We start from the raw sequence: 26863 nt of genomic DNA, 5'->3' as shown, positions 1-26863 counted from the left end.
CTTGGGTCAAGCGGGTACGGAGGCCACGCCGGGCGCCAGGAAGCGCGGCCGGGCCAGACCCGACCGGTCCAGGTACGGGGTGATCCCGCCCAGGTGGAACGGCCAGCCGGCGCCGAGGATCATGCACAGGTCGATGTCCTGCGCCGCCGCGACCACGCCCTCGTCCAGCATGATCTGGATCTCCTCGGCCAGCGCCCGGAGCACGCGCAGCCGTACCTCGGCGGCGGTGGACGGCGTGGCGCCACCCTCGAACAGCGCCACCGCCTCGGGGTCGAGCGAGAAGTCGGGCAGGTACACGCCCGGCTTGCCGGAGGCGACCAGCTTGGCCATGTTCGCCGAGACGCCGAAGCGCTCGGGGAAGGCCGCGTGCAGCGTCTCGGCCACGTGCAGGCCGACGGCCGGGCCCACGAGCTGCAGCAGCGCGAACGGCGTCATCGGCAGCCCGAGGTCGTCGAGCGAGTGCTCGGCCGTCTCCAGCGGCGTGCCCTCGTCGACCGCGGCGATCACCTCGCCCATGAAGCGGGTGAGCAGCCGGTTCACCACGAACGCCGGAGCGTCCTTCACCAGCACCGACGACTTCTTCAGCGACCGGCCCACGGCGAAGGCGGTGGCCAGCGTCGCGTCGTCGGTCGACGGCGCCTTGACGATCTCCAGCAGCGGCATCACCGCGACCGGGTTGAAGAAGTGGAACCCGACCAGCCGCTCCGGACGCTCCAGCGCGGCGCCCATCTCGGCCAGCGAGAGCGAGGAGGTGTTGGTCGCGAGCACGCAGCCGGCCGAGACCACCGCCTCCACCTCCGCGAACACCTGCCGCTTGACCGACAGCTCCTCGAAGACCGCCTCGATGACGAAGTCGGCGTCGGCGAACGCGTCCTTGGTCAGCGAGCCGGTCACCAGCCCCTTGAGCCGGTTGGCCTGGTCGGCCGAGACGCGGCCCTTGGCGAGCAGCTTGTCGACCTCCGCGTGCACGTGGCCCACGCCCTTGCCGAGCCGGGCCTCGTCGAGGTCGGTCAGCACGACCGGCACCTCCAGGCGGCGGGCGAACAGCAGCGCCATCTGCGAGGCCATCAGCCCCGCGCCCACCACGCCGACCTTGGTCACCTTGCGGGCCAGCGCGGCGTCCGGGGCGCCCGCCGGGCGCTTGGCCCGCCGCTGCACCAGATCGAAGGAGTAGAGCCCGGCCCGCAGCTCGTCGCCCATCAGCAGGTCGGCCAGCGCCTCGTTCTCGGCGGCGAAGCCCTCGTCGCGCGAGGCCGTACGGGCCATCGAGATCAGGTCGAGCGCTCGGTAGGGCGCGGGGGAGGCGCCGCGCAGCTTCATGTCGACCAGGAAGCGCGCGTCGGTGACCGCCTTGTCCCAGTCGTCGTCTTCGTGCGAGTCGCGCGCCACGACGGTGTCGCCGGTGAGCACCCGGGCGGCCCAGCGCAGCGACTCCTCCAGGAAGTCGGCCGGCTCGAACATCGCGTCGGCGACGCCCAGCTCGAACGCCTGGGCCCCCTTGAGCATGCGGTTCTGCGACAGCGGGTTCTCGACGATCAGCTTGATCGCGCGGGCCGGCCCGATCAGGCGCGGCAGCAACTGCGTGCCGCCCCAGCCCGGCACCAGCCCGAGGAAGCACTCGGGCAGCGCGACCGCCGGGACGCCCGAGGAGATCGTCCGGTAGGTGCAGTGAAGGGCCACCTCCAGCCCGCCGCCCATCGCCGCGCCGTTGACGAACGCGAACGACGGGATCGGCAGCTCGCCCAAGCGGCGGAACACGTGATGCCCCAGCGCGCCGATGGCCTGCGCCTCCTCGCGCGCGGCCATGCTCGCCGCGCCCTTGAGGTCGGCGCCCACCGCGAAGATGAACGGCTTGCCCGTCACGCCCACGGCGGCCAGGTCGGTGCGGGCGGCGATCTCGGACAGCGCGCCGTTCAGCGCGAACAGCCCGTGCGGGCCGAACGTGTTGGGCTTGGTGTGGTCGAAGCCGTTGTCGAGCGTGATGAGCGCCATCGTGCCGGCCCCGCCGGGCAGCTCGACGTCGCGGACCAGGGCCTTGGTGACGACTTCGTCGGTGCCGCGCTCGGTCAGCAGAGAGCGCCAGGTGTCGAGGTTGCTCATGCCAGGTTCTCCCAGATCACGGTGCCGCCCATGCCCATGCCGACGCACATGGTGGTGATGCCGTAGCGCACGTCGGGGCGCTCGCCGAACTGCCGCGCGAGCTGCGTCATCAGCCGCACGCCCGAGGAGGCCAGCGGGTGGCCGAAGGCGATGGCGCCGCCGTAGGGGTTCACCCGCGGGTCGTCGTCGGCGAGGCCGAAGTGCTCCAGGAAGGCCAGCACCTGAACGGCGAACGCCTCGTTGATCTCAAACAGCCCGATATCGGAAATATCAAGATTTGCCAGGCGGAGCGCCCGCTCCGTGGACGGGATCGGGCCCACGCCCATCACCTCGGGGTCCACCCCGGCGAAGGCATAGGAGACCAGCCGCATCTTCGGCGTCAGGCCGAGCTCGGCGGCCGTCTCGGCGGCGGCCACGACGCAGCCTGTGGCGCCGTCGTTGATGCCCGAGGAGTTGCCCGCCGTGACGTTGCCGTGGGAGCGGAAGGGCGTCTTGAGCGCGCTCAGCCCGCCCAGCGTGGTGCCGGGGCGCGGCGCCTCGTCCTCGACCGCCAGCCCCCAGCCCTTCTCGGCCGTCCTGATCGCCGTGGGCACCAGATCCGGCTGGATCCTGCCGTCGGCGTACGCCTTGGCCACCTTCTCCTGCGACAGCACCGCGTAGGCGTCGGCACGGTCCTTGGTGATCGTCGGGAAGCGGTCGTGCAGGTTCTCGGCCGTCATCCCCATGACCAGGGCGCTCGGGTCGACCAGCCGCTCCGACAGGAACCTCGGGTTGGGGTCGACGCCCTCGCCCATCGGGTGGCGGCCCATGTGCTCGACGCCGCCCGCGATCGCCACGTCGTACGCGCCGAACGCGATGCCGCCCGCGACCGTGGTCACCGCGGTCATCGCGCCCGCGCACATGCGGTCGATCGCGTAGCCCGGCACGGTCTTGGGCAGCCCGGCCAGCACCGCCGCCGAGCGGCCGATGGTCAGGCCCTGGTCGCCGATCTGGGTGGTCGCGGCGATCGCGACCTCGTCCACGCGCTCCGGCGGCAGTCCCGGGTTGCGCCGGATCAGCTCGCGGATGACGCGTACGACCAGGTCGTCTGCGCGGGTCTCCGCGTACATGCCCTTGGGCCCGGACCGGCCGAAAGGTGTGCGTACGCCGTCGACGAACACGACGTCACGAGAGGAAGGCACGGATTCGCTCCTCGTTGCTCGGCAGTTACCGCGCCTATGCTACTCGCCAGTAACCACGCCGCAGACGAGCACGGTCGCCAGCAGCGCGTAGAGCGTCACGGTCGCCGGCTCCCACAGATGAGCACGCGCCCCGACCAGGGCCCCGACCGCCACAACCGCGCCCACCTGGAGCCCGGGACTCGCACGGAGCGCCGCCCCCGCACGGAGCGCCGCCCCCGCACGGAGTGCCGTGCCCGCGTCGGGTGTCGCGCTCGCGCGGAGCGTCGGGCTTTTTCGCCGACGCGCGAGCCGGTCGGGGTCCCACGGATCACCAGGTGATCCACCCGGCCGGCCGCCACGCGCCGGCTGCCCCCACGCCTCACGTGCCCACCAGATCGCGAAGCACACGCCCGCCGCCGAACCCACCAGCGCCAGCCCCTCGGTGACCTGGCCCAGGGCGTGGGCGAGGTCGTACAGGCCCGACTCGCGGAACGGGCGCGGCACCGTACAGCCGAGCAGCAGCGTCACCGCCCACCCGGAGCCGACGCCGAGCCTGCTGAGGGCCCGCAGCGGCGTGCCGGGCGGGGGCGCGTACAGCTCGTGCTCGCGTCTGCGCACGGCCCGCGTCCGCGCGCCCCAGACGGCCTGGGTGACCGCCAGCGCGGGCAGCGTGGCGAGGAAGAGCGTGAGCGCCAGTACGGCCAGCGGCAGGGTCTCCTTGCCCGCCGGAGCCCGTTCGGCGAGCGATTGGGAGAAGGCGATCAGTGCGAGCGAGCAGGAGAGCGTGACGATCGCGGTCCGGCGCGCGGCGCGGGCCCGAGCGCGCAATCCGGTCATCGCCAGGGCGCCGGGAGGGGGTGCAACCTCGGTCATGCTGGTCATGATGTCGTCACAGGGCGTAACTGTGCTCTGAATTCCGGTCTTTTGGATGGAGCCCTAGATGAGACCGAAATCCCCGTCCTGACCGAGATCAGCGCGGTCATGTGCGGCATTTGTTGGCTTTGGGTCGGCCGTGTGTCGTTACGGTGCGTATGGGAATGAGCCAGGTGAGTGGCCATGTACAGGCAACTCGCGGTCATACCCTCCGGGGGGTTCTATGAAACAGAAGATCGGAGTTGTGACACCAGCTTATTTGTGAGCATCCTGTGAAATTTCCGGACAAGTGGTGGTGGAGTCTGTTAGGAAAGGTCGCGGTCCAGATTCGTATTAGAGAGGTTCCATCGTGGCGCGCGACGAGAACGACAGGCCATATGAGGATGGGCAGGGAAGGTCGCTGAACCCGGATTTGACCGGCGACGTTCTGTCCCCGCGGTGGAGCACGGATGACACCGACGAGCAGCCGGCCATCGTGGTCTCGGGCAACGAGACCTACATCCTCCCGCCGGACAGGGGCGCGCCCGAGCTGTACACCCCGCATGCCGAGGGTCAGCACCGCGTTGAGAGCATCGAGGGTGACGGCCCGCTTTACACCGGTGACGCGCCCAGTGGCGCCCTCTATGGGGACTCGCTCTACCCGGGCGGTGACCAGCTCTACACCGGCGACGCGCCCAGTGGCTCGGTTTACACCGGTGATGCGCCCAGTGGTTCGCTCTACACCGGCGACGCCGCCAGTGGTCCGCTCTATTCCGGCGACGCGCCGCTTTACACCGGTGACGCGCCCAGCGGTCCGCTCTACACCGGTGACCAGCCGAGCGACGCCTACCTGCCCATCGACAAGAGCTACGAGTCCCCGTACGACGATGAGGAGCCCGAGGCGCCCAAGCGTGGCTTCCTCGGCTCCGGCTGGACCGACGACAGCTCCCACGGTGGCGGCCACCAGGCCGACGGCGACAGGGAGGTGCGCCGCCGTACCAAGGTGCTGCTCATGGCGGCCGTCGCGGTCGTCGTGCTCGGCGCGGGGGCCGGCTGGATGCTGACCGGCACGTCGTCCGACGACCCGTGCGCCGGCGCGAAGTGCGCCAGCGCCGAGCAGGCGAACAGGCCCGCCGCCTCTCCCACGGAGTCGGACGCGAGCGAGGACGCGGAGGAGCCGGTCGCCGATCCCACGGACACCGACACCACGGAGCCGACCACGTCGCAGAGCCCTCGCCCGACCGCCGCCAAGGTGCGCGCCACCCGTACGCCCACGCCCCGGGCCACCCGCACGCGCATCGGCCAGCCGACCGCCAAGCCGAGCAGCCGGACCACCAGGGCGCCGCAGGAGACCATCAAGGACACCGACACCGACACCGCGACCTCGCAGCCGTCGGCCAAGCAGGAGACCAGCCAGCCGACGCAGGCGGTCCAGACGCAGGCTCCGGCGCCGGCCCCGACGCAGAGCAGCAAGGGTCTGTTCGACATCCTTTTCCCCTGGTCCTGATGCCTTTCGGTGGCGGCTTCCTGTCGCGCCGGCCCGGAGACGTGTAAGGATGCGGACCCAGGTGTCGGTCTGGCACACTGGAAACCGCTTTCCTGGAGGTCTCGTGGTCACGCTGGAAGACGTCGCCAAGCAGGCGGGCGTCTCGCTCGCGACCGCCTCGCGGGTGCTCAACGGCAGCACCCGCCAGGTGGGCGCCGACCTGCGAGCGCGAGTCGAGCGGGCCGCGTACGAGCTCGGCTACCGCGCCAACATCGCGGCGCAGACGTTGGCCCGCGGGGCGAGCAACGTCATCGGCATCGTGGTACACGACCTGACCGACCCCTATTTCGCCGCGCTGGCCGACGGCGCGATGCGGGCCGCGGCCGGCGAGAACCTGCTGGTCATGGTGGGCACCACGCACCGCGATCCCGGCCAGGAGATCGCCTACGTCGCGACGCTGAACGCCCAGCGCGTGCGCGCCGTCCTGCTGGTCGGCTCCCGGGTCGCCGATCCCGGCGTGACCGAACGGCTCCGAGCAGAGCTGGACCGCTACCAGGCCAGCGGCGGGCGGGTCGCCTGCGTGGGCCAGGACCTGCTCGGCGTCGACACGGTCGCGCCCGCCAACTACGAGGGCGCCGCCGCGCTGGCCCGCTCGCTGGCCGAACTCGGCCACACCCGCTTCGCCATCCTGGCCGGGCCGCCGCACCTGATGACCGCCCGCGACCGGTGCGCCGGATTCGCCTCGGCACTCGCCGAACTCGGCCTGCCGGAGCCGCGCGTCATCCAGGGCCCCTTCGACCGCGACGGCGGCTACCGGGCGGCTCAGGAGACGGGCGACGCGACGTGCGTGTTCGCCGTCAACGACGTGATGGCCGTGGGGGCGCTCGCCGCGTACCGGGAGCGGGGGGTCCGGGTGCCGGACGACGTGTCGGTGGCCGGCTTCGACGACATCGCGACGCTACGGGACCAGGTGCCCGCGCTGACCACGGTACGGCTGCCGCTGCAGGACATGGGCGCCCGCGCCCTTGAGCTGGCGCTGGCGGCGGGGGAGGAGCCGACGGTGGAGCAGGTGGCGGGCGAGGTGGTGTTGCGGGCGAGCGTGCGGGCGGTGCGGTGAGTTCGCGCTTCCCGTAAGGGGCGCTTGCGAAGGGGTCCAGGGACAAGGGTGTCTCCGAAGGGGAGGCGCTGCACAGGCGGTACGGTCGCTCGGGAGGGCACGATGAAACTGGCGGTCAGCACGCTCGGGATGCCGGGCGACGGGCTCGACAGGGCGATCGAGGTGGCGACCGGGCAGGGTTGCCAGGGCCTGGAGCTGCGGTTGCACCCCGACACCGGCGTACACCGGGGCCTGTCGGCGGCCGAGCGGTCGTCGGTGCGGGAACGGGTCGAAGCAGCCGGTCTGGAAATATCCGCGCTAGCCGGATATGTCGGCGTATGCGAGCCGGGCCCCGATGAGCCCCTCGTCGAGGCGCTCATCGCGGACCTGACGCTCGCCGCCGACCTCGGCGCCCCGGGCGTCCGGGTGTTCCCGCGCGGCGACGACCCCACGATCGGAGCACGCAGGCTCAAAGCCGTCTCCGGTACGGCCGCCGAACTGGGCCTGCGAGTCCTCGTCGAAACCCACGACCAGATGGCCACCGGCGCGGCCGTCGCCCGGCTGCTCGACGAAGCGGCCTGCCCCGAGACGGCCGGAGCGCTCTGGGACCTGCTCCACCCTTGGCGTCACGGCGAGTCCCCAGCCGACACCCTGGCCCTGCTCGGCCCGTACCTCGCCTACGTCCAGGTCAAGGACGCGGTCTCCGCCCAGGACACCACACCGGTGCCGATGTGGACCGGCACGGTACCGCTGGACGAGTCCGGCGAACTGCTGCGCGCGTGGGGCTACTCGGGCTGGGTGTCACTCGAGTGGGAGCGCACCTGGTATCCCCAGGTCGCCCCGGTGGAGGAGATACTGCCTGGGGCCGCCGAATGGGTGCGGCGTTTCCGAAGGGAGTAGCCAGTGAGGGACAAGGTGCTGGTCGTCGGCATGGACGGGCTGCGCTTCGACCGCCTGCTCGCGGTGGGGCCACCGGAATTGACCAGACTGATGTCCGGAGGCGCGTACGGAACGAGCCTCCTCCCGTACGGAGAGGCCGCGGCTCCTCGCACCGAGTCCCCCGGCGAGATCGTCCCCGAGGCCACCGCCTCCACAGCCGCCTCCACAGCCGCCTCCACAGCCGCCTCCACCGCCTCCGCCGCCTCCGCCGCCGAGCCCACCGGCCCCAGCGGGCTCGCCGAGCACGCCGAGCACGGTGTCGGGGCGCGCGGTGAGCTCGATTCGCGGAGTGCCGTCCGTGCCATCAGATCCCGGACCGACTCCGGGCCCGGGTGGTCGTCGATCGCGACCGGGGTGTGGCCCGACAAACACGGCGTCGTCGACAACGCGTTCACCCACCAACAGTTCGCGAAATATCCTGACTTCTTGACCCGCGCCAAGGCGGCCCGCCCCGACCTGGTCACCGCGGCGTTCTTCTCCTGGGCGGCGCTGGCGGAGCACGGCGCGTTCGGCCCGGCCATCGACACCCGCTTCGTCCTCGATGGCTACACGGTCGACTGGCCGATCGCCGACAAGCAGGTCATCGAGGCCGCCGAGCGTCACCTCGCGAGTAAGGGTGCCGACCTCACGTTCGTGTACCTGGGCGAGACCGACGAGGTGGCCCACGACCTCGGCCCGCACTGCCCCGAATACACCGAGGCGCTACGAACCCAGGACGCCTACCTGAGCCGTCTCCTCGACGCGATCCGGGGCCGGCGGACGTTCGCCGACGAGCGCTGGACCGTGCTGGTCACCACCGACCACGGCCACGTCGACGGCGGCGGCCACGGCGGCACCTCCGTCGAGGAGCGCACGGTCTTCGTCATCGCCGCCCATCTCGGCGAGGACCTGGGCGGCGCCGACCTCGGCGGCCCGAGGTTGGTGGACGTCGGCCCGACCGCGCTCGCCCTGCTCGGCATCGAGCCCGACCCCGCCTGGGGCCTCGACGGCATGCTCCTGGAGGTGTGAGCGACGCCACAGTTCATCAAGTGTTGAATTCTTTGCCGCGAAGCGTGAGACTCGTTACGAGAAGCTGAACGGTGGGGGTACGCCCAATGAAGACGGCACTGGACTTTTCCGAGATCGACGGCGGCATGCTGGCCGAAGTAGGTGGCAAGGCGGCCAACCTCGGTGAGCTGACCCGAGCCGGGCTCCCGGTCCCGCCCGGCTGGGTGCTCACCACCGAGGCGTACCACGAGGTGGCCCAGGCGGCGGGCCTGGACGACGTCATCGCGACCGGCGGCCCAGGGCTCGCGCAGGCCGCCAGGGCCCGGCTGCTGGAGGCCCCGATCCCCGAGGCCATCGCCCAGTCGATCCGCGAGGCGTACACCACGCTGAGCAAGGCCGTACGGACGCCAAGAGAGATCGTGTCCGCGGACGGCGCACCGAAGGAGGCCGCGTCCAAGAGCGCCACGTCGGCCCATGCCGCGCCGACGGACGCGCCGACGGACGCAGTGCCGGTCGCGGTGCGGTCGTCGGCTACGGCGGAGGATCTGCCGTTCGCCAGTTTCGCCGGGCAGCAGGACACCTACCTCAACGTCGTCGGCGCCGACGACGTGCTCGACGCCGTACGGCGCTGCTGGGCCTCGCTCTGGACCGACCGCGCCGTCGTCTACCGCGACTCCAACGGCATCGACCACGCCTCCGTACGGCTGGCGGTGGTCGTCCAGGTCATGGTCGACTCGCGTACGGCGGGCGTGATGTTCACCGCGAACCCGCTCACCGGACGCAGGCACGAGGCCGTCATCGACGCGAACCCCGGCCTGGGCGAGGCCGTGGTGTCCGGTGCCGTCAACCCCGACCGGTTCGTGGTCGACGCGGCGAGCGGCGAGATCCTCGACCGGCACACGGGCGACAAGCGGCTGGCGATCCGCGCCCTGCCCGGCGGCGGCACCGAACGCGTCGAGTCCGCCCACGACGGCCTCTGCCTGACCGACGAGCAGGTACGCGACCTGTCCGCGCTCGGCACGCGCGTCGAGGACCACTACGGCGCGCCGCAGGACACCGAGTGGGCCATCGACGCCGGCGGCACGCTCTGGCTCACCCAGGCGAGGCCGATCACCACGCTGTACCCGCTGCCCGAGACCACCAGGGAGGGCCTGCGGGCCTACTTCTCGCTCAATGTCGCCCAGGGCGTCATGGGCCCGCTCACCCCGATGGGCCTGTCCGCGTTCAAGCTGATCAGCGCGGGCGCCGCGGGACTGTTCGGTTATGGTCCGGAGCGGGCGCGGGATGGGGCCGCGTTCATGTTCGAGTCGGGACAGCGCCTCTGGCTGGACCTCACCACGGCCCTGCGCAGCCGGATGGGCCGGGTGATCCTGCCGCGTGCACTGACGATGGGCGAGGCCAGGGCCGCGGCGTTGCTGACGGACCTGTTCGCGGACCCCCGGTTCTCGATGATCCACACCTCGCGCCGCCCGTTCCTCCGCGCGGTGGCGCACTTCGCCCGCCGTGTGCATGCCCCGACGCGGGTGCTACAGGCGCTCACCAGGCCCACCAGGGCGCTCGCCTACACCAGGCGGCTCGGCGAGGATCTGGACCGGCGACTGCGGGTGCCCGGCTCCGCCACACCCGTCCAGCGTCTCGACCACGCGGAGCGGATGCTCAGCGGCACATTCCCGGTGATCATCTCGCTCATGCCGATCGCGATCACCGGTTATGGCCTGTTCGGGCTGGCCGCGAAGCTGTCCGGCCTGTCCATCAGCGACATGCAGGACGTGCTCCGCAGCGTCCCCAACAACCCGACCACCGAGATGGACCTCGAACTCTGGGCGCTGGCGATGCGGATCGAGCCGGAACCGTTCAGGAACGAGCCGGTGAGTGAGCTCGTACGCCGCTTCAGAGCCGCCGAACTGCCCCCGAAGGCCCAGCGAGGAATCACCGCTTTTCTGGATAAGTACGGGCATCGCGGGGTCGCCGAGATCGATCTGGGGCTCCCGCGCTGGTCCGAGGACCCGACGCACATCCTCGGCGTACTGGCCAACTACCTGCGCATGGAGGACGGCGGCGACCTCGCGCCCGACAAGATGTTCGCGAGGGGAGCGGCCGAGGCCGAGGCGGCCGTCGCGCGGATCGTGGCGACGGCCCGCCGCAAGGGCGCGCTCCGGGGCACTGTCGCCCGGTTCGGGCTGCGGCGCACCAGGATGTTCGCGGGGGTGCGGGAGATGCCGAAGTTCTACGCGGTGCAGACCCTGGCCGCGGTACGACGGAGCCTGCTCGTCGTCGGCGCGCACCTGGTGACCACCGGCGTGCTGGAGAGGGCGGACGACGTGTTCTTCCTGCGGATCGAGGAGGCGCGGTCGGCGCTGGGCGGAGGCGATCTGCGTGAGCTGGTGATCGAGCGGCGGGCGGCCTACGAGCGGGAGTCACGCCGCAGGCACGTGCCCAGGATCGTGCTGTCGGACGGCACCGAGCCCGAGGCGCTGTCATCCGTCGCCGCGGAGGGGGCGCTGATCGGCAGCGCCGCGTCCGCGGGCACGGTCACCGGCCCCGCCAGGGTGGTGCTCGACCCGGTCGGGGCACACCTGGAGCCGGGCGAGATCCTGGTCTGCCCGTCGACCGACCCCGGCTGGACGCCGCTGTTCCTCACGGCGGGCGGGCTGGTGATGGAGATGGGCGGCGCCATGTCGCACGGCGCGGTGGTGGCCCGCGAGTACGGCATCCCGGCGGTGGTCGGCGTCCCGGACGCCACCCACCGCATCGTCACCGGTCAGGAGATCACGGTGAACGGAGCCGCGGGCACGGTGACGATCACCGAGCCTGAGCCGGGTGCTGACAACGAGGACGCGGCAAAGGACGAACCGGCCACCAGCCCGGCCTGACCCACAGCGGCCAGGCCGGCCACGGCCGGGGCGTTACGGGGCGCCGGTCACCACCTGGGCGTAGCGGCGCTTCATGGTGGCCACCACCTCGTCCGGGTCGGCGGCCCAGATGTCGGCGTTGAAGATCTCCACTTCGACGTCTCCCGTGTACCCGGCCTCGGCCACGGCACGGGTGATCGGCGGGAAGTCGATCACTCCGTCGCCCATCATCCCCCGCCCCAGCAGCACGTCCGCCGGAAGCGGCTGCAGGAAGTCGCACACCTGGTACGACGCGATCCGCCTGCCCGCCCTGGCGATCTCCTCGAACAGCCGCGGGTCCCACCACACGTGGAAGGTGTCGACCACCACCCCGACCTGCTCCTCCGGATACGGCAGGCACAGGTCGACCGCCTGGGCCAGTGTCGACAGGACGGCCCTGTCGGCGCAGTACATCGGATGCAGCGGCTCCAGCGCCAGCTTGACGCCCCGCTCACCGGCGTACGGGGCCAGCACCTCCAGCGCCTCGGCCACCTGCTCGCGCGCCCCGGCCAGATCGCGCGAGAACAGGGGGGCCCGCCCCTCGGCGTCTGGCTCGCCCGGCAGCGGTTCGCCCGGTCTGACGCCCGGGAGGCCGCCGACGACCATGACCAGGCAGGCAGCTCCCAGCTCCGCGGCCTCATCGATGGCCCGCCGGTTGTCGTCGAGCGCCGCCTGCCGCGCACTGCCCGCCGCGCCGCTGGGCACTCGACCGGCTGCGCCGCTGGGCACGCGACCGGCCGTGCCGCTCGCCGGATCGCCGGGGGTCGTGAGGAAGCCGCCACGGCACAGCGACGACACGCGCAGCCCGGCGTCGCGGACCAGCTTGACGCTCTCGGCCAGCCCCTGTTCGGCCACCTCCTCGCGCCACAGCCCCACGGCCTCCAGGCCATGCCGTACGCAGCCCTCGACGGCCTCCGCCACCGACCACCGCTTGGTCGTCCGCTGGTTGAGTGCGAGGCTCACAGCCCGTTCACCGCCAGCAACGCCTTCATCCTCCGTACGGCCAGCTCCTGGTCGGCCAGCAGCCCGGCCTGGTCGGCGAGGCGGAACACCTCCGACAGGTGGACCAGCGAGCGGGCCGACTGGGCGCCGTTCACCATGGCGAACGCGTCCTGGTGGCCGTTCAGCCAGGCCAGGAAGACGATGCCGGTCTTGTAGTTGTACGTCGGCGACTCGAAGATCTTCCGGGACAGAGGCACGGTCGGCGCCAAGATCTCATCGTAAAGTGCGAAATTTCGGGTGGCCTCTGCGCCGGTGCCCTGTTCGGCCGCGTCCAGTGCCCGCAACGCCGCGGCCGCCGCCGGAGCGATCGCGTCGAAGATGCCCAGCAGCGCGTGCGACCCCGACTTGATCAACGACGGGTAGTTGAAGTCGTCCCCGGTATAAAGCCGGACCCCCGCGGGCAACGCGGCCCGCAGCCCCACCTCGTGCTCCTCGTCGAGCAGGGACACCTTCACCCCGTCCACCATCGAGGCGTGGGCGTGGATCAGCTCCAGGAACGACTCCGTGGCCGTGCCCACATCCGGCGAGCCCCAGTAACCGGCCAACTGCGGGTCGAACATCTCGCCCAGCCAGTGCAGGATCACCGGCCGGTCGGCCCGCCCGAGCAGCTCTCCGTACACCTGGTGGTAGTCCTTGGGCCCGCTCGCCACCCGCGCGAGCTGCCGCGAGGCCATGATGATCACCCCGGCGCCCGCCGTCTGCACGGTCTCCACCTGCTCCGTATAGGCAGCGGTGATCGCGCGCAGGTCGGCCGCGTCGGGGGCGTGGTCGGTGCCCGCGCCGCAGGCCACCAGCGCGGCGGGGTCGCCGAACGAGCGGGCCTCGTCGGCGCTGCGCCGGATGAGCTCCTTCGTGGCGGCCCAGTCCAGGCCCATGTTGCGCTGGGCGGTGTCCATGGCGTCGGCGACGCGCAGGCCGTGCGACCACAGGTGCCTGCGGAACCGGAGCGTGGCGTCCCAGTCGACGGCGGCGGGGGAGCCGGGCGTGTTGTCGCCGAGCGGGTCGGCCACCACGTGCGCGGCCGCGTACACGACGCGGCCGGCCGCCGGCTGCTCGACGACGGGCCAGGTCACAGGCTCACGCAGGGTGTACGAGCCGCCGGGCAGGTCGATGTTCACAGGTGGGGCACCTCGATCCGGCGGCCCTCGGCGGAGGAGCGCAGGCCCAGCTCGGCGAGCTGCACGCCGCGCGCGCCCGAGGCGAAGTCGTTCGGGAACGGCGCGTCCTCGCACACGTGGCGGATGAACTGCTCCCACTGGATCTTGAAGCCGTTGTCGAAGTCGGCGTTGTCCGGCACTTCCTGCCAGCCCTCGCGGAAGCGGGCCGTGGCGGGCAGGTCGGGGTTCCAGACCGGCTTGGGGGTGGCGGCGCGGTGCTGGAAGCGGCAGTTGCGCAGTCCCGCGACCGCGCTGCCGTGCGTGCCGTCCACCTGGAACTCCACCAGCTCGTCGCGGTTGACGCGGACGGTCCAGGAGGAGTTGATCTGGGCGATCACGCCGCCCGCCAGCTCGAAGATGCCGTACGCGGCGTCGTCGGCGGTGGCCGCGTAGACCTTGCCCTGCTCGTCGACCCGCTGGGGAACGTGCGTCACGGCCTTGGCGTAGACGGACTCGACGCGGCCGAACAGGTTCTCCATCACGTAGTGCCAGTGCGGGAACATGTCGAGCACGATGCCGCCGCCGTCCTCGGCACGGTAGTTCCACGACGGCCGCTGGGCCTCCTGCCAGTCGCCCTCGAACACCCAGTAGCCGAACTCACCCCGCACCGAGAGGATCTGGCCGAAGAAGCCGCCGTCGATGAGGCGCTTCAGCTTGAGCAGGCCCGGCAGGAACAGCTTGTCCTGCACCACGCCGTTCTTGACGCCCTTGGCCTCGGCCGCCTCGGCCAGCGCGACCGCCTCCTGGACGGACTCGGCCGTGGGCTTCTCGGCGTAGATGTGCTTGCCCGCCTCGATGGCCTTGAGCACCGCCTTCACCCTGGCACCCGTGACCTGGGCGTCGAAGTAGATGAGGTTGTCGTCGTCGGCCAGGGCCGCGTCGAGGTCAGTGGTGTAGCGGGAAATATGGTGATCGGCAGCGATCTTGGAAAGCTTGTCCGAGCTCCTGCCCACCAGGACCGGCCTGAGCTTGACCCGGCTGCCGTCGGAGAGGACCACTCCGCCCTGCTCGTTGATGGCCAGAACCGAGCGGACCAGGTGCTGGCGGTAGCCCATCCGGCCGGTGACGCCGTTCATCACGACGCCGATGGTGCGCACGCTCATGAGGATCCTTTCACGGAAAGCGCTTTCCCGAACGGTAAGGCCGCCCCCGTGGGGGCGTCAAGTGGGCCGTACCTAGAGCTCGCCCTTGGTTTCCAGCCGGGCCAGTGCCTTGGCGAGCGGATGGGCGGTGAGGGAGAGCTGCCATTCGCGGGCGCCGAGCCCGCGCAGCCGGGCGGTCACGGCGTCGTCGGTGATCTCTTCCGGCGGCTCCCAGGTGAGCCTGCGCACCGCGTCGGGCTGCAGCAGATTCTCCGTGGGCATGCGATGCTCGTCGGCGAGCGCGGCCACGACGGCGCGGGCGGCGGCGAGCCGTTTGGCCGCCGCCGGATCGCGGTCGGCCCAGCGGTTGGCCGGGGGCGGCCCGTCGCCGGGCGTGCTCGGCTGCGGAAGCTCGGATTCGGGCAGCCCGCGCGCCCTGCTCACCGCGGCCAGCCAGTCGGTCATGTGCCTGCGCGCGCTGCGTCCGGTGAACGCCGAGATCTCGGTGAGCGCCTTCTTGGTGCGTGGCACCTCCAGCGCGGCCGTGACGATCGCCGAGTCGGGCAGCACCCGGCCGGGCGCCAGGTCGCTCTCGCGGGCGATGCGGTCGCGCATGGTCCACAGCTCACGCACGATCGCCAGCGCCCGCATGTTGCGTACCTTGTGGATGCCCGACGTACGGCGCCACGGATCGGAGCGGGGGACCGGCGGCGGGGTGTTGAGCACGGTGGCGAACTCCTCGCGTGCCCACTCCAGCTTGCCGCTCTCCACCAGCTCCTCGTAGAGCACGTCGCGGAGCTCGACCAGCACCTCGACGTCGAGCGCGGCGTAGCGCAGCCAGTCTTCGGGCAGCGGCCTGGTCGACCAGTCGGCCGCCGAGTGGCCCTTCTCCAGCCGCAGCCCCAGCACGGTCTCGACCATCGTGCCGAGCCCCACCCGCTCGTAGCCGAGCAACCGGCCCGCCAGCTCGGTGTCGAACATGTCACGCGGCCTGAACCCGACCTCCAGCAGGCACGCCAGATCCTGCGATGCGGCGTGCAGCACGATCTCCGCGCCCGACACGGCCTCGTCCAGCTCCGACAGGTCGGGGCAGGCGATCGGGTCGATCAGCGCGCTGCCCGCGCCCACCCGGCGCAGTTGCACCAGGTACGCGCGGTTGCCGTAGCGGTAGCCGGAGGCCCGCTCGGCGTCGACCGCGACGGGACCGGTGCCGGCCCCGAAGGCCTCGACGACGCGCGCCAAAGACGCGGCATCCTCGACGACCTGCGGGATGCCTTCACGCGGCTCCAGCAGTGGGACGACGGTTCGTTCTTCTGTCATGAGTTCACCGACCTCATGACCCTTGTGCGGTATTGACTGGTGCCCTCACTTCGTACGGTCACTCTCCGGATCTTCACGTCGGCGTGGCATGGCGGCCACGTCGGGAGGGAGCGGTGGGATCCCGGCCGCCAGGCACATGAGATCGCACCAGGCGGCCACGTGGCCGGAGAGATCCTCATGCGCGGGCGACCAGGACGCCCTCAGCTCTAGCTCGGTGGTGACCGGATCTTCGGCCTTGTTGCCGAACCCCTCGGACACGGCTCTAGTCACGGTACCGCCAGCGGCGGAGTAGTCGGCCTGATGGGCCTCGAGCGCTTCGGTGAGCCAGCTCCACGCGACGGGGCCGAGCAGGGGGTCGGAGGTGATCTCCGGCTCCATGTCGGCCCTGACGTAGGCGACCAGCCGGAACGGACCCTCCCAGCCGCGCTGGCCGTCGGGGTCGAAGAGCAGGATCAGCCTGCCGACCGCGAGTTCGTCGTCCTCGCGGTAGACCGAGGCGCCGATCGCGGCCGCGAAGGGGGCCAGCCGCTGGGGCGCGGGCAGGTCTTCGAGCTCGATCTCCGGCCGGACCTCGGCCTGACGCAGGCTTTCGACCGCGCGCCTGAAGGAGGCGGGGGCCGGTGGCTGCTCACCGAGGGTCATAGCCGAAGCGTAGGTCGAAGACGGGCGGAAGGGGACCACGGGGGTGCTCATAGTTCGCGATCAAACCGATGCCATAGCTAGCTGACGGACCGGCAGAGCGATCCCGCCGAGGATGGTCGTGTGGCCGCGGTCGGCGCGGGCCCACTCCGGGCACTCGCCCGGCTCGTGCCCATCGAGACACGGAGGTTGCTCGAACAGCCGCTCGCCGGCGCAGGGAGCGCAGTGCTCACTGCGGTGTCCTGGGGAACCCCACAACGCGGTCATCGCACCGGAGCCTTTCTTCGGGTCGTCGCTCCGACGTTGGCACGGCACGATGACAATTCGCCGCAACGCGCTCGGCGTGTCCCGAAAGTGGATGCTGAATCGATGCCGCGCGGTGGCTTGGCCAACTTTTGGTCCAGACGAGACCGGCTTTCTGGTCGCCCATGGGGTGTGGACGACCCGTGTGCGCCGCCGATGCCGAGCCGACCGGTAAACATCCATCTGGCTATCTGATCATGATTTGGCCCAATCAATGCATACTTTTCCGACACCTCGCACCGGTGGCCGGACCGGCGCGAGGTCATGGCACCCTTGGAGGGTGAATCTCGCCGACTCAGCGTTCCTGCGGGCCTGCCGCCGCCAGCCCACTCCGCACACCCCGGTCTGGTACATGCGGATGGCAGGGCGCTCGCTGCCCGAATACCTGAAGGTCCGCGAGGGCGTGCCGATGCTCACCGCGTGCGCGACGCCCGACCTCATCGTCGAGATCACCCTGCAGCCCGTCCGCCGCTACGGCGTCGACGCGGCCATCTTCTTCAGCGACATCGTCGTGCCGCTCAAGGCCATCGGCGTCGACCTCGACATCAAGCCGGGAGTCGGCCCGGTCGTGGCCGACCCGATCCGCGACGCCGCCGGGATCGAGGCGCTGCGCCCGCTGGAGCCCGGCGACGTGCCCTACGTGACCGAGGCGATCGAGGCGCTGACCGGCGAGCTGGGCGCCACGCCGCTGATCGGCTTCGCGGGCGCGCCGTTCACGCTCGGCGCCTACCTCATCGAGGGCGGCCCGTCCAGGAACCACGACCGCACCAAGGCCATGATGTACGGCGAACCGGCGCTGTGGCACGCGCTGATGGACCGGCTCAGCACCATCGTCCTGGAGCACCTGCGCGTCCAGGTCCGGGCCGGGGCGTCGGCCGTCCAGCTGTTCGACTCGTGGGTGGGCGCGGTGGCCCCCGACGACTACCGCGAGTTCGTGCTGCCCCACACGCGTCGCATCTTCGACGGGCTGGCCGACCTCGACGTGCCGCGCATCCACTTCGGCGTGGGCACCGGCGAGCTGCTGAGCCTGCTCGGCGAGGCCGGGGCCGACGTGGTGGGCGTCGACTGGCGGGTGCCGCTCGACGAGGCCGCCCGCCGCGTGGGGCCGGGCAAGGCGCTGCAGGGCAACCTCGACCCCGCCCTCCTGCTGGCCCCGTGGGAGGTCGTCGAGCGCAAGGCCCGCGAGGTGCTGCGCCGTGGCGAGGCGGCCGAGGGCCACGTCTTCAACCTCGGTCACGGCGTGCTGCCCTCGACCGACCCCGACCAGCTCAAGCGGCTGACCGACCTGGTTCACGAAGCCTGAGTCTCCGCCGGGGCCGCCGCCGGGCGCGCCGGGCGGCGGCGCCGTACGAGGAAGACCGGCAGGGCGATCAGGGGCACGACCACGATCAGCCACGGCAGCAGCGCGCCGACGACCGTCAGCGCGACCTTCACGAACCCGACCAGCGCCGCCCATCCCACCTTCAGGCCGCCGAGGAAGCCGGCCGGCTCCTCTGACGGCTCCTCCACGACCGCGACGGGGCCAACCAGCCTGAGCGTGAGCGTGGCCATGCCGACCTGGGTGGCCAGCTCCTTCTGCTGGGCCTGCAGCGACTCCAGGTCGGCCTCGCGGCCGGAGATCTCCCGCTCGACCTGCAGGACCTGGCCGATCGTGTCGGCCTTCTTCAGCAGCGTGCGCAGCGAGTCGAGCGCCTGCTGCGCCGACTTCAACCGGCTGTTGACGTCGGCCACCTGCAGCGTGACGTCCTGGGTGCCCTGCTGGAGCGACAACTGCTTGCCGAGGTTCTTGCCGAGCGCGGTGACCACCTCGCCGTAGCGGGCGGGCGGGATCTTGAACTCCAGCATGGCGCTGGCCTCGCTGCCCTCGGCGGAGTTCGACTCCTCCTTCGACAGGTAGCCGCCGGCCGTGGTGACGATCTGCTTGGCCTGGAGCGCCGCCCCCGTGACCTCCTTGGCCCGTACGGTCATGCTCGCCGTGTAGATGACCTGGCGGTCCTCCTGGGTCACTTTGACGTTCGAGGCGATGTTCTCGGCGGATTTGGCGGCCGGCTGCCTTTGTGCGGTGGACGCGCTGTCCTGGGCGGCATTCGACTCCCCGCTCTGGCCGGACGCCGCCTCGGGCGCCGCCGCTGCCGGGGCTATGGCCCGTTCTGAGGTGGACGACCCACTACCACCGCAGCCTGACAGGACCAGGACCGCGCAGGCGGCCGTTAACGCTACGCCGAACCGGAATCTCTCCATGAACATAAGACGAGCGGCGACTCGGGCGGGTTTGACCGCGGGCGTCACGGTCCGGTCACGCGCCCCCGGCGAGGGAGCGCCGTCGCCTGGAGGAGGAGCGCCGGGAGCGTAGCGACCAGAGCGACGGGGGAAGGCGGCGGCGTGAGGCGACCGAGCCCGCCGAACGGAGTGAGGCCATAAACAGGTAGCGTCAGGGGGTGGCAGGTAAACAGGCGCACGTGGTCGTCATCGGGGGCGGGATCTCCGGGCTGGCCGCCGCGTGGCACCTCAAGCAGGGCGCGGGCGAGCGCGTGAAGGTGACCGTGCTGGAAGGCAGCCCGCGCATCGGCGGCAAGCTGCTCGTCTCAGAGGTCGCGGGCGTCAACATCGACGCGGGCGCGGAGGCCATGCTGGCCAGACGGCCCGAGGGCAAGGAGCTCGCCAAGGCCGTCGGGCTCGGCGACGACCTGGTGGACCCCGGCGTCACCCGCGCCGCCATCTACACCCGGGGCGCGCTGCGGCCGATGCCCAAGGGGCAGGTCATGGGCGTGCCCGCCGACCTCATGGAACTGGCGAAATCCGGCATCGTGTCGCCCGGCGGGCTGGCCCGCGTGCCGCTCGACCAGATCCTGCCCGCCACCCTGGTACGCACCGACGTCTCCGTAGCCTCCTACATCCGGGCCAGGATGGGCGGCGAGGTGCTCGACCGGCTGGTCGAGCCGCTGCTCGGCGGCGTCTACGCGGGCCGGGCCGACCGGCTGTCGCTGGAGGCCACGATGCCGGGGATCGCCGCCGCCGCGCGCGCCGAGCGTTCGCTGCTCACGGTGACCAGGCAGATCGTGGAGGAGGCGCCCCGGGACGCGGGACCCGTCTTCACCTCGCTCAGGACCGGGCTCGGCAGCCTGCCGGAAGCGGTCGCCAAGGCGTCGGGCGCCGACGTCAGGACCGGCGTCACCGTACGCGAGCTGCACCGCACTGAACACGGCTGGCGGATCGTGACCGGCCCCGTGCCGAGACCCGAGGTCATCGACGCGGACGCGGTGATCATCGCCACGCCGGGAGCCGCCGCCGCCAGGCTGCTGCGGGCCGAGGTGCCCAAGGCGGCGAGCGAGCTGGACCGGATCGACTACGCCAGCATGGCCATCGTCACCCTCGCCTACGCCGTCGACGCCTTCCCCACACCGCCGACGGGCAGCGGCTACCTCGTCCCGCCGGTCGAGGGGCGGCCGGTCAAGGCGGTCACGTTCAGCTCGGTCAAGTGGCCGCACCTGGCGGGCGACCTGGTGCTGGTGCGCTGCTCCATCGGCCGGATCGGCGAGGAACAACTGCTCCAGCGCGACGACTCCGAGCTCGTCTCGCTGGCCACGGCCGAGATGGGCGGCGTGATGAGCGTACGCGGGCTGCCGGTCGACACCCGGGTGTCGCGCTGGGGCGGGGCGCTGCCGCAGTACAACGTCGGCCACCTCGACCGGGTGGCCCGCATCCGCGCGGCGGTCGCCGGGCAACCCGGGCTGGCGGTGTGCGGGGCGGCCTACGACGGGCTCGGCATCCCCGCGTGCGTCTCCACCGCGCGTACGGCCGCGGCCCGGATTCTGGACCACCTCTCGCCGGAAGGACAATGGACTCATGACTGAAGGCGCACCGCGGCCGAAGGCCCGCGATCTGAACCAGGTGATCCGCTACACGATGTGGTCCGTCTTCAAGGCGACCGACCCGTGTCCCGACAACCGCGAGAACATGATCGGCGAGGTCGTCGACCTGCTGGAGGAGGCGGCGCTGAAGGACGTCGTCACCCGCGGTCTCTACGACGTGGCGGGGTTCCGGGCCGACGCCGACTACATGTTCTGGTGGCACGCGCCGACGGCCGAGGACCTGCAGGACGTCTACTCCCGCTTCCGCCGCACCGCGCTCGGCCGCCACAGCGCGCCGGTCTGGTCGGCGATGGCGCTGCACCGGCCGGCCGAGTTCAACAAGTCACACATCCCGGCCTTCCTGGCCGAGGAGGAGCCGCGTCCCTACGTGAGCGTCTACCCGTTCGTCCGCTCGCTGGAGTGGTACCTGCTCGACGACGCCGAGCGGCGGGCGATGCTGGCCGAGCACGGTCACATGGCGCGTGACTATCCGGACGTCCGGGCCAACACGGTGTCGTGCTTCGCGCTGAACGACTACGAGTGGATGCTGGCGTTCGAGGCCGACGAGCTGCACCGGATCGTCGACCTGATGCGTCATCTGCGGGGGGCCAAGGCGCGCGAGCACACGCGCATCGAGGTGCCGTTCTACACCGGCGTGCGCAAGCCCGTCCAGGAGCTCATCACGGCGCTGCCGTAACCACTCTCGTCACTGCCGCCCCAAGTTGGGGATCCAACTGAATTGATCTACCGCCTCTTGTCACAATCATGGGAATTCCCTTGCCTGTGCGGTGCGAGCGAGGGTGTCACGTTCCAAGGGGGCGGGCGGAGTGCGGCGGTCGGAAGGGCACGGCTCTGGGCGACACGCGGCGGAACGGTCCACCACGCCTCCGCCGGGCCTGCGCGGCGACGCCGCGACCAGCGAGCGCCCATCCGCTCGGCGACCCCGGGACCGCACGCTCTTCGAACCCCCCGAGCGGCCTCCGCCGGGCCGTCGCACGCTCTTCGAACCCTCCGAGCGGCGTGCGGCGGTCTCCGCGTACGGGCCGCCGCCGAGGTCCCGGCGGGCTGGGCGGCGGCGCCGTCCCCAGGCCCGGCGTCTGTGGGAACGGCGTCCGTGGGCCGTGGGGCTGTCCGCGGGGGCGGCGGTGCTGGCAGGTGTGACCTTGTGGCTGCTCGGCACGGACGGCACGCCGGCGCCCCGATCGGACGCGAGCCGTATTTTTGAAGACGCGCGCCCATCCGGAGGTACGAGTTCCGGCAGCGGCTCGGCCGGGGACGGTGGTTCGGGAACGCCGGACCTCGCGCGGGGCGGCACGACCCGCATCCCGATGAGCGTCGTCCCGACCCCGGCGAGCACCCCTCGCTCCGGAGGCGCCCCGCCCTCGGGCGGCTCGAAGAACGGCACCCCGGCCTCAGCAGGCACGCCCGCCTCGGCCGGCACCCCGGCCTCAGCAGGCGCCACGGCGGGTTTCGTCACAGGAGGCGACCCCCAGGCTGAAGCGCCCCTGGACACCGGCGCCGTCGACCCGTCGACGGGAGACGACCCGTCCGACTACAAGGCCGACGGTCCCTCGACACACACCGACCAGGAGGCGGCCGAGTACTTCCGCACCCACTGGCCCCCGGACGACAAGGCGGCCAGACGTCTCAAGGACATCCGCAGCGTGGGCGGATATCTCCGCATATACACCGACCTTCCGGAGTCGGCCGGCAACTCCAGCCAGGCCATCACGCTGTGCGAACGCGGCCTGCAGTACCTGAGGGAGAGCGGAGAGCCGAACCCGATCGTCTTCGTCCAGGCCAAGTTCGGTGAGAACGGCAACCCGGTCCTGGCCAACATCCTCGGCCCCGCCGACAAGACCTGCCGCGTCACCCACCCCGAACCCGACTAGCCAACCCGTCCGCACCAGGGAAGACGACCGGCTCCCGGCTCGTTTGGGTTTGTGTGATCGACATTTTCCGGAGCGGGCGAGGGGGCCTTTCGTGAGCGAGATCAAACGGGCACTGGTGATGGGCGGCGGCGGGGTCGCCGGGATCGCGTGGACCACCGGCGTGCTGGCCGCCCTGGCCGCCGGCGGACTGGACGTGGCCGGCTCCGCTGCCAAGATCATCGGCACCTCGGCGGGATCCGCCGTCGCCGCGCAGGTCACCAGCGGCCTGTCGCTCCCCGAACTCCTCGAACGCCAGACCAACCCCGCCCTCCAGGCCCCCGAGCTCCCGAGCGGCGTGCCCATGGACCAGTTGTGGGCCACCCTCCAGAAGATCTACGAGAGCACGGCGGACCCGGCCGAGCAGCGGGCCAGGGTCGGTGCGATGGCTCTGGCCACGGACACCGTCAGCGAAGCCGAACGCCGCAAGGTGATCGAGGCGCGCCTGCCCGTTCACGGCTGGCCGGACCGCGACCTCGTCATCGTGGCCGTGGAGGCGGTCACGGGCGAGCCCGCCCTGTTCAGGCCCGGCTCGGGCGTGGCGCTGGTCGACGCGGTGGCGGCGAGTTGCGCGGTTCCGGGTGTCTGGCCCCCGGTGACGATCGACGGTGTGCGCTATGTCGACGGCGGTGTGCGTTCGACGACCAACGCCGACCTCGCCTCCGGCTACGACCGGATCCTCATCCTCGCGCCGATGCCCGAACTCCTCCCCGGCTTCGAGGCGGTGGGCGGCCAGATCGAGGTGATCGAGCCCGACGAGGCGTCAGTGGCGGCGGCCGGCGCCGACCCGCTCGACCCCGAGGTGCGCGGCGTCAGCGCCGAGGCCGGATACGCCCAGGGCGCCGCGCTCGTCGACTGCGTCGCCGCGCTGTGGACGTGACGAAGACGTCGGTCCTCAGCGTGCTTTCCCGTCTCTTCAGCGTGCTTTCCCGTCTCCTCGGGGTGCTTTCCTGACCGAAGGGATCTCTTCAAGGTGCTTCTCTGGCCGCGGGCAGCCTCGACCGGGCGCTCGGCGGGAGCGCCCGGTCAGCGCACTCGCGTGCGGGTCTTGAAGCACACTTCGCACCGCTGGGTGACGATGCGGCCGATGGCCTCGATCGTGAGCCAGCGGTGGCGAAGATGAACAAGATTCACAGCCGTGTTCTTACCCGCCCCGCAGGATCGACACGTGGTGTCGCCGGTTGTTCACGCACTGGGTTCGAGCCGCAGGGACACGGAGTTGATGCAGTAACGGTCGTCCGTCGGTGTGGCGTACCCCTCGCCGTGGAAGACGTGCCCCAGGTGCGAGTCGCAGCGCGCGCATCGCACCTCGGTCCGCGTCATGCCGAGGCTGGAGTCCTCGATCAGCCGGACCGCGTCCGACTCCGACGGCTGGAAGAAACTCGGCCACCCGCAGTGTGACTCGAACTTCGTGTCCGACCTGAACAGCTCAGCCCCGCACGCCCGGCAGGAGTAGACGCCCTCGGTCTTCGTGTCGACGTACTCGCCGGTGAACGGGCGCTCCGTGCCCGCCTCCCTGAGCACGCGGAACTCATCGGGAGAGAGCTGGATCCGCCACTCGGCATCGCTCTTGACCACCTTTTCCATGCTTCCAGCGTACGAGATCCGGCAAAAAGAGATCTCCGTTGGGTGAAGCATCCCTTCTGGGACTAATTCGCGTCTTTGACGACAAGGGGGTGTCGTCACCCCCTGCCCAGAGGTGAGATCACTCGCCGGATCGTCTGGGCGGCACAGCCCACGCCCGTGCTGGCGCCGCCGACGATCCGAAAACCGGCCGGGTGGCGCGCCAGCGCCCGGAACGGTGCTGAGTGATCTTTAGGTCCGTCCCGTCGAGCCCCCGGTCCCGCCACCGCGGCGGCTCCGGGCCGGGCCGCCTCATCCAGATCAACCTGAAATCTTTGTTTTTCTTTACGGCAGGCACGGTGAGCCCCACCCGCCTTACGGGGCCGGGGTCTGTCCAGGGGCACGCTCCTCCGGTGGAGCGGGCTGGGCGCCGTTACGTGCGCATGCTTGGCCGGGTTCCGTGGTCGATGCTCGCCTTACCCGATTCGTTGCAGGGCCTTCTCCCGGCGTTCGGCCACGCTGGAACCCGACTCCCGGCGGGCCATCCGGCGCAGGACGACCGGCGCGAGCAGCAGGCCGAGTACGGCCCAGGCCCCGAGCACTCCGATGGTCTCCAGGTGCCGCCAGGATTCGCCGATCTCGACGGTGACCGCGCCGCCGGGCAGCAGGGCCGAGCGCATGCCCAGGCCGAGCCAGTAGATCGGGAAGGCCTGGGCGATCCACTGCACCCACTCCGGCAGCACCGTGAGCGGGTAGAAGATTCCGGAGATCGCGATCATGCCGAGGATCGGGAGAGTGAGCAAGCCCTGGCTGCGCGCGCTGACGAACACCGATCCCAGCACCGCGCCGATCGGCAGAGTCGCCACCAGCCCCAGCGCCAGCACCCAGCTCAGGGTCAGCCAGGAGCCGGGGTCGCCGATCGCGAGGCCGGAAACGAGGAACATGCCGGGAATCAGAAAGATCGCAAGGTCGACCAGCAGACCACCGGACACCGAGACGATCTTGCCGAGCAGATAACCCACCATTCCGTTCGGTGTTGCCTTCGCCCGCAGGAGGGTCCCGTCCTCACGGTCGGCGGTGAGCTGCTGGCTCATGCTCATCATGGACATCGCGGCGTTCATGCCGAGGATGCTCGGCAGCGCCAGGGTACCGAGGGAGAACCCGCTCTGCCCGAACGACACGTCTCGCAGGAAGAACGTGGTGATCAACATCAACGTGGGCCAGAAAAAGTGGTTGACGAGATCACCGGCGTTGGTGAGCGACTGCCGCAGCTCGATCAGACCGCGGGACCAGCCCGCACGCCATGCCATCGCGGTCGGACTCATCGGGCTACCTCTTCCGTGGCCGCTGTCTCATTTGGGGTGGATTCCGCCTGGCGCACCAGGGAGAGGTAGGTGTCCTCCAGCGAGGCCCGGGTGACCTCGAGGTTCTCGATCGCCTCGCCGTACTGCTCGAACAGGTCGAACGCCAGCCGGGTCGACTTGGTGGTCGACTGCCGGAAGCTCTGCCCGTCGCGAGTCCAGCGCACTTCGTCCTGACCGGCGATCTGCCGGGCGAGTTCCGCCGCCGTGCCGTCCGCGATGATCTGCCCTCCGTCGAGGACCAGGATGCGGTCGGCGAGTTTCTCGGCCTCGTTCAGGTCGTGGGTGGTGAGCAGGATCGTGGTCTCTCCCGCCGCGGCGAGGCCTTCGACGAGTTCGTGGAAACCACGCCGGGCCACCGGGTCGAGCCCGGCGGTGGGCTCGTCGAGGAACACCAGCTCGGGGCGGCCAACGAGACCGATCGCCACATCCAGCCGGCGCCGCTGCCCGCCGGAGAGCATCCTGACCTTCTTGTCCGCCTGTCCGGTCAGGCCGACCGCCGCGACGAGCTGATCCGCGTTCCACGGCCGTTTGATCATCTTGGTGGAGTAGGCGGCGTAGTACGAGCCGAGATGCTCCAGCAGCTCGCGGACCCGCCATTTGCCATGGTCACGCCAGGACTGCAGGACGATCCCCACCCGCGCCCGCCAATGCTCGCCGGCGTGTGCCGGATCGGTGCCGAGCACCTCGACCCGGCCTGCCGACCGCATCCGGAAACCTTCCATGATCTCGATCGAGGTGGTCTTTCCGGCCCCGTTCGGCCCGAGCAGGCACAGCACCTCGCCGTGATGCGCCCGGAAGTTCACGTCACGCAGGACGTCGGTCGTGCCGTAGCGCATACGCAGGCCGTCGACCTCGAGCACGACTTCGCTCGTCGCCATCGTTTCGCCTTTCGTGTGGTTGGGGTGGTCTTCTTCGCGCGGTGAAGCTCGCGTAAGCAACCATAGTTGACTAATTTGAAGTTAGTCAACGCGGGTTGCTTGGCGCTCGTCTCAGCCCTTCAACGCGGATGGTCGTGCCGTCACGTCGCGGCGCTCGGCCACCTCCGCCGGGGGAGCGTTTCCCTGGATAGACCCCAGCCCCGTAGGGCGGGTGGGGCTCACCTGGCCTGCCGTACAAGATCGAAAAAGAACGAGCGGGTAGGTT

The 26863-nt window shown here is 71.0% G+C and carries 22 protein-coding genes; 10 read left to right on the top strand and 12 right to left on the bottom strand.

Going from position 1 to position 26863, the window contains the following annotated elements; translation table 11 throughout:
• Positions 1–6: 6 nt before the first annotated feature.
• Genes AB0F17_RS28140 through AB0F17_RS28130 form a run of 3 tightly spaced genes read right to left on the bottom strand, consistent with a single transcriptional unit; the run spans position 7 to position 4133 of the window.
• Positions 7–2100, bottom strand: a complete 2094-nt coding sequence (locus AB0F17_RS28140) for a 3-hydroxyacyl-CoA dehydrogenase NAD-binding domain-containing protein (RefSeq protein ID WP_358028481.1) — start codon at positions 2098–2100, stop codon at positions 7–9.
• Positions 2097–3281 carry a thiolase family protein gene (locus AB0F17_RS28135; RefSeq protein WP_358028478.1) on the bottom strand — a complete coding sequence of 395 codons (1185 nt, stop codon included), beginning with the start codon at positions 3279–3281 and terminating at the stop codon, positions 2097–2099. The genes AB0F17_RS28140 and AB0F17_RS28135 overlap by 4 nt, the downstream gene beginning before the upstream one ends.
• A 39-nt stretch (positions 3282–3320) precedes the next feature.
• Positions 3321–4133, bottom strand: coding sequence for a hypothetical protein (locus AB0F17_RS28130; protein WP_358028475.1), 813 nt, complete (start codon positions 4131–4133; stop codon positions 3321–3323).
• A 349-nt stretch (positions 4134–4482) separates the two neighbouring features.
• Here AB0F17_RS28130 and AB0F17_RS28125 point away from each other — a divergent pair, with 349 nt between their 5' ends.
• The 5 genes from AB0F17_RS28125 (at position 4483) to AB0F17_RS28105 (ending at position 11493) form a co-directional block, all read left to right on the top strand.
• Entirely contained in the window at positions 4483–5619 is a 1137-nt protein-coding gene (locus AB0F17_RS28125) for a hypothetical protein (protein WP_358028472.1), read from the top strand.
• Between the two features lie 103 nt (positions 5620–5722).
• Positions 5723–6715 (top strand): LacI family DNA-binding transcriptional regulator, encoded by a 993-nt coding sequence (locus AB0F17_RS28120; RefSeq protein WP_358028470.1) that lies wholly within the window; start codon positions 5723–5725, stop codon positions 6713–6715.
• Positions 6716–6817: 102 nt separating this feature from the next.
• Positions 6818–7594 carry a sugar phosphate isomerase/epimerase family protein gene (locus AB0F17_RS28115; RefSeq protein WP_358028467.1) on the top strand — a complete coding sequence of 259 codons (777 nt, stop codon included), beginning with the start codon at positions 6818–6820 and terminating at the stop codon, positions 7592–7594.
• A 3-nt stretch (positions 7595–7597) separates the two neighbouring features.
• Positions 7598–8641: an alkaline phosphatase family protein gene (locus AB0F17_RS28110; RefSeq protein WP_358028464.1), complete on the top strand. Its 1044-nt coding sequence runs from the start codon at positions 7598–7600 to the stop codon at positions 8639–8641.
• 86 nt (positions 8642–8727) lie between these two features.
• Positions 8728–11493, top strand: coding sequence for a PEP/pyruvate-binding domain-containing protein (locus AB0F17_RS28105; RefSeq protein WP_358028461.1), 2766 nt, complete (start codon positions 8728–8730; stop codon positions 11491–11493).
• A 33-nt stretch (positions 11494–11526) separates the two neighbouring features.
• Here the strand turns inward: AB0F17_RS28105 and AB0F17_RS28100 are convergent, their stop codons facing one another.
• From AB0F17_RS28100 to AB0F17_RS28080, 5 genes are all read right to left on the bottom strand, one after another.
• A complete protein-coding gene (locus tag AB0F17_RS28100; RefSeq protein WP_358028459.1) occupies positions 11527–12474 on the bottom strand; it encodes a sugar phosphate isomerase/epimerase family protein in 948 nt (315 codons plus the stop codon).
• Entirely contained in the window at positions 12471–13631 is a 1161-nt protein-coding gene (locus AB0F17_RS28095; RefSeq protein WP_358028456.1) for a dihydrodipicolinate synthase family protein, read from the bottom strand. The genes AB0F17_RS28100 and AB0F17_RS28095 overlap by 4 nt, the downstream gene beginning before the upstream one ends.
• Positions 13628–14773 (bottom strand): Gfo/Idh/MocA family oxidoreductase, encoded by a 1146-nt coding sequence (locus AB0F17_RS28090; protein ID WP_358028453.1) that lies wholly within the window; start codon positions 14771–14773, stop codon positions 13628–13630. The genes AB0F17_RS28095 and AB0F17_RS28090 overlap by 4 nt, the downstream gene beginning before the upstream one ends.
• 72 nt (positions 14774–14845) lie before the next feature.
• Entirely contained in the window at positions 14846–16072 is a 1227-nt protein-coding gene (locus AB0F17_RS28085; RefSeq protein WP_358028451.1) for a ribonuclease D, read from the bottom strand.
• A gap of 45 nt (positions 16073–16117) precedes the next feature.
• Positions 16118–16714: a DUF3000 domain-containing protein gene (locus tag AB0F17_RS28080; protein ID WP_219530972.1), complete on the bottom strand. Its 597-nt coding sequence runs from the start codon at positions 16712–16714 to the stop codon at positions 16118–16120.
• 652 nt (positions 16715–17366) lie between these two features.
• Here AB0F17_RS28080 and hemE point away from each other — a divergent pair.
• Positions 17367–18317, top strand: coding sequence for a uroporphyrinogen decarboxylase (gene hemE / locus AB0F17_RS28075; RefSeq protein WP_358028528.1), 951 nt, complete (start codon positions 17367–17369; stop codon positions 18315–18317).
• Here the strand turns inward: hemE and AB0F17_RS28070 are convergent.
• Positions 18305–19255 carry a DUF4349 domain-containing protein gene (locus AB0F17_RS28070; protein ID WP_358028445.1) on the bottom strand — a complete coding sequence of 317 codons (951 nt, stop codon included), beginning with the start codon at positions 19253–19255 and terminating at the stop codon, positions 18305–18307. The genes hemE and AB0F17_RS28070 overlap by 13 nt on opposite strands.
• Positions 19256–19452: 197 nt before the next feature.
• Here AB0F17_RS28070 and hemG point away from each other — a divergent pair, with 197 nt between their 5' ends.
• From hemG to AB0F17_RS28050, 4 genes are all read left to right on the top strand, one after another.
• On the top strand, positions 19453–20868 hold the full coding sequence (gene hemG, locus AB0F17_RS28065; protein WP_358028443.1) for a protoporphyrinogen oxidase: 1416 nt from the start codon (positions 19453–19455) through the stop codon (positions 20866–20868).
• On the top strand, positions 20861–21562 hold the full coding sequence (gene hemQ / locus AB0F17_RS28060; RefSeq protein ID WP_358028441.1) for a hydrogen peroxide-dependent heme synthase: 702 nt from the start codon (positions 20861–20863) through the stop codon (positions 21560–21562). The genes hemG and hemQ overlap by 8 nt, the downstream gene beginning before the upstream one ends.
• A gap of 103 nt (positions 21563–21665) precedes the next feature.
• Positions 21666–22757, top strand: coding sequence for a hypothetical protein (locus AB0F17_RS28055; protein WP_358028438.1), 1092 nt, complete (start codon positions 21666–21668; stop codon positions 22755–22757).
• A gap of 91 nt (positions 22758–22848) precedes the next feature.
• On the top strand, positions 22849–23673 hold the full coding sequence (locus AB0F17_RS28050) for a patatin-like phospholipase family protein (protein ID WP_358028436.1): 825 nt from the start codon (positions 22849–22851) through the stop codon (positions 23671–23673).
• A gap of 305 nt (positions 23674–23978) precedes the next feature.
• Here AB0F17_RS28050 and msrB read toward each other — a convergent pair whose 3' ends face one another.
• The 3 genes from msrB to AB0F17_RS28035 all read right to left on the bottom strand — a co-directional run bounded on the left by msrB (position 23979) and on the right by AB0F17_RS28035 (position 26598).
• Positions 23979–24380, bottom strand: coding sequence for a peptide-methionine (R)-S-oxide reductase MsrB (msrB, locus tag AB0F17_RS28045; RefSeq protein ID WP_358028433.1), 402 nt, complete (start codon positions 24378–24380; stop codon positions 23979–23981).
• Positions 24381–24832: 452 nt separating this feature from the next.
• The gene (locus AB0F17_RS28040; protein WP_358028430.1) at positions 24833–25681 is read right to left on the bottom strand and encodes an ABC transporter permease; all 849 of its coding nucleotides are present in this window, start codon (positions 25679–25681) and stop codon (positions 24833–24835) included.
• Positions 25678–26598 carry an ABC transporter ATP-binding protein gene (locus AB0F17_RS28035; protein ID WP_358028428.1) on the bottom strand — a complete coding sequence of 307 codons (921 nt, stop codon included), beginning with the start codon at positions 26596–26598 and terminating at the stop codon, positions 25678–25680. Before AB0F17_RS28035 ends, AB0F17_RS28040 begins: the two co-directional genes overlap by 4 nt.
• Positions 26599–26863: the final 265 nt, after the last annotated feature.

It is taken from the genome of Nonomuraea sp. NPDC026600 (genome assembly GCF_040638335.1).
Lineage (GTDB): Bacteria > Actinomycetota > Actinomycetes > Streptosporangiales > Streptosporangiaceae > Nonomuraea.
The sequence above is the reverse complement of the archived record's forward strand: the minus strand, read 5'-3'. Positions and strand labels throughout refer to the sequence as shown.

Excerpts from the sequence above, each read along its gene's own strand:
- AB0F17_RS28140 (WP_358028481.1), bottom strand. The coding sequence starts at position 2,100 with ATGAGCAACCTCGACACCTGGCGCTCTCTGCTGACCGAGCGCGGCACC.
- AB0F17_RS28130 (WP_358028475.1), bottom strand. The coding sequence starts at position 4,133 with ATGACCGAGGTTGCACCCCCTCCCGGCGCCCTGGCGATGACCGGATTG.
- AB0F17_RS28115 (WP_358028467.1), top strand. The coding sequence starts at position 6,818 with ATGAAACTGGCGGTCAGCACGCTCGGGATGCCGGGCGACGGGCTCGAC.
- AB0F17_RS28105 (WP_358028461.1), top strand. The coding sequence starts at position 8,728 with ATGAAGACGGCACTGGACTTTTCCGAGATCGACGGCGGCATGCTGGCC.
- AB0F17_RS28090 (WP_358028453.1), bottom strand. The coding sequence starts at position 14,773 with ATGAGCGTGCGCACCATCGGCGTCGTGATGAACGGCGTCACCGGCCGG.
- AB0F17_RS28085 (WP_358028451.1), bottom strand. The coding sequence starts at position 16,072 with ATGACAGAAGAACGAACCGTCGTCCCACTGCTGGAGCCGCGTGAAGGC.
- AB0F17_RS28080 (WP_219530972.1), bottom strand. The coding sequence starts at position 16,714 with ATGACCCTCGGTGAGCAGCCACCGGCCCCCGCCTCCTTCAGGCGCGCG.
- hemE (WP_358028528.1), top strand. The coding sequence starts at position 17,367 with ATGCGGATGGCAGGGCGCTCGCTGCCCGAATACCTGAAGGTCCGCGAG.
- AB0F17_RS28070 (WP_358028445.1), bottom strand. The coding sequence starts at position 19,255 with ATGGAGAGATTCCGGTTCGGCGTAGCGTTAACGGCCGCCTGCGCGGTC.
- hemQ (WP_358028441.1), top strand. The coding sequence starts at position 20,861 with ATGACTGAAGGCGCACCGCGGCCGAAGGCCCGCGATCTGAACCAGGTG.
- msrB (WP_358028433.1), bottom strand. The coding sequence starts at position 24,380 with ATGGAAAAGGTGGTCAAGAGCGATGCCGAGTGGCGGATCCAGCTCTCT.
- AB0F17_RS28040 (WP_358028430.1), bottom strand. The coding sequence starts at position 25,681 with ATGAGTCCGACCGCGATGGCATGGCGTGCGGGCTGGTCCCGCGGTCTG.
- AB0F17_RS28035 (WP_358028428.1), bottom strand. The coding sequence starts at position 26,598 with ATGGCGACGAGCGAAGTCGTGCTCGAGGTCGACGGCCTGCGTATGCGC.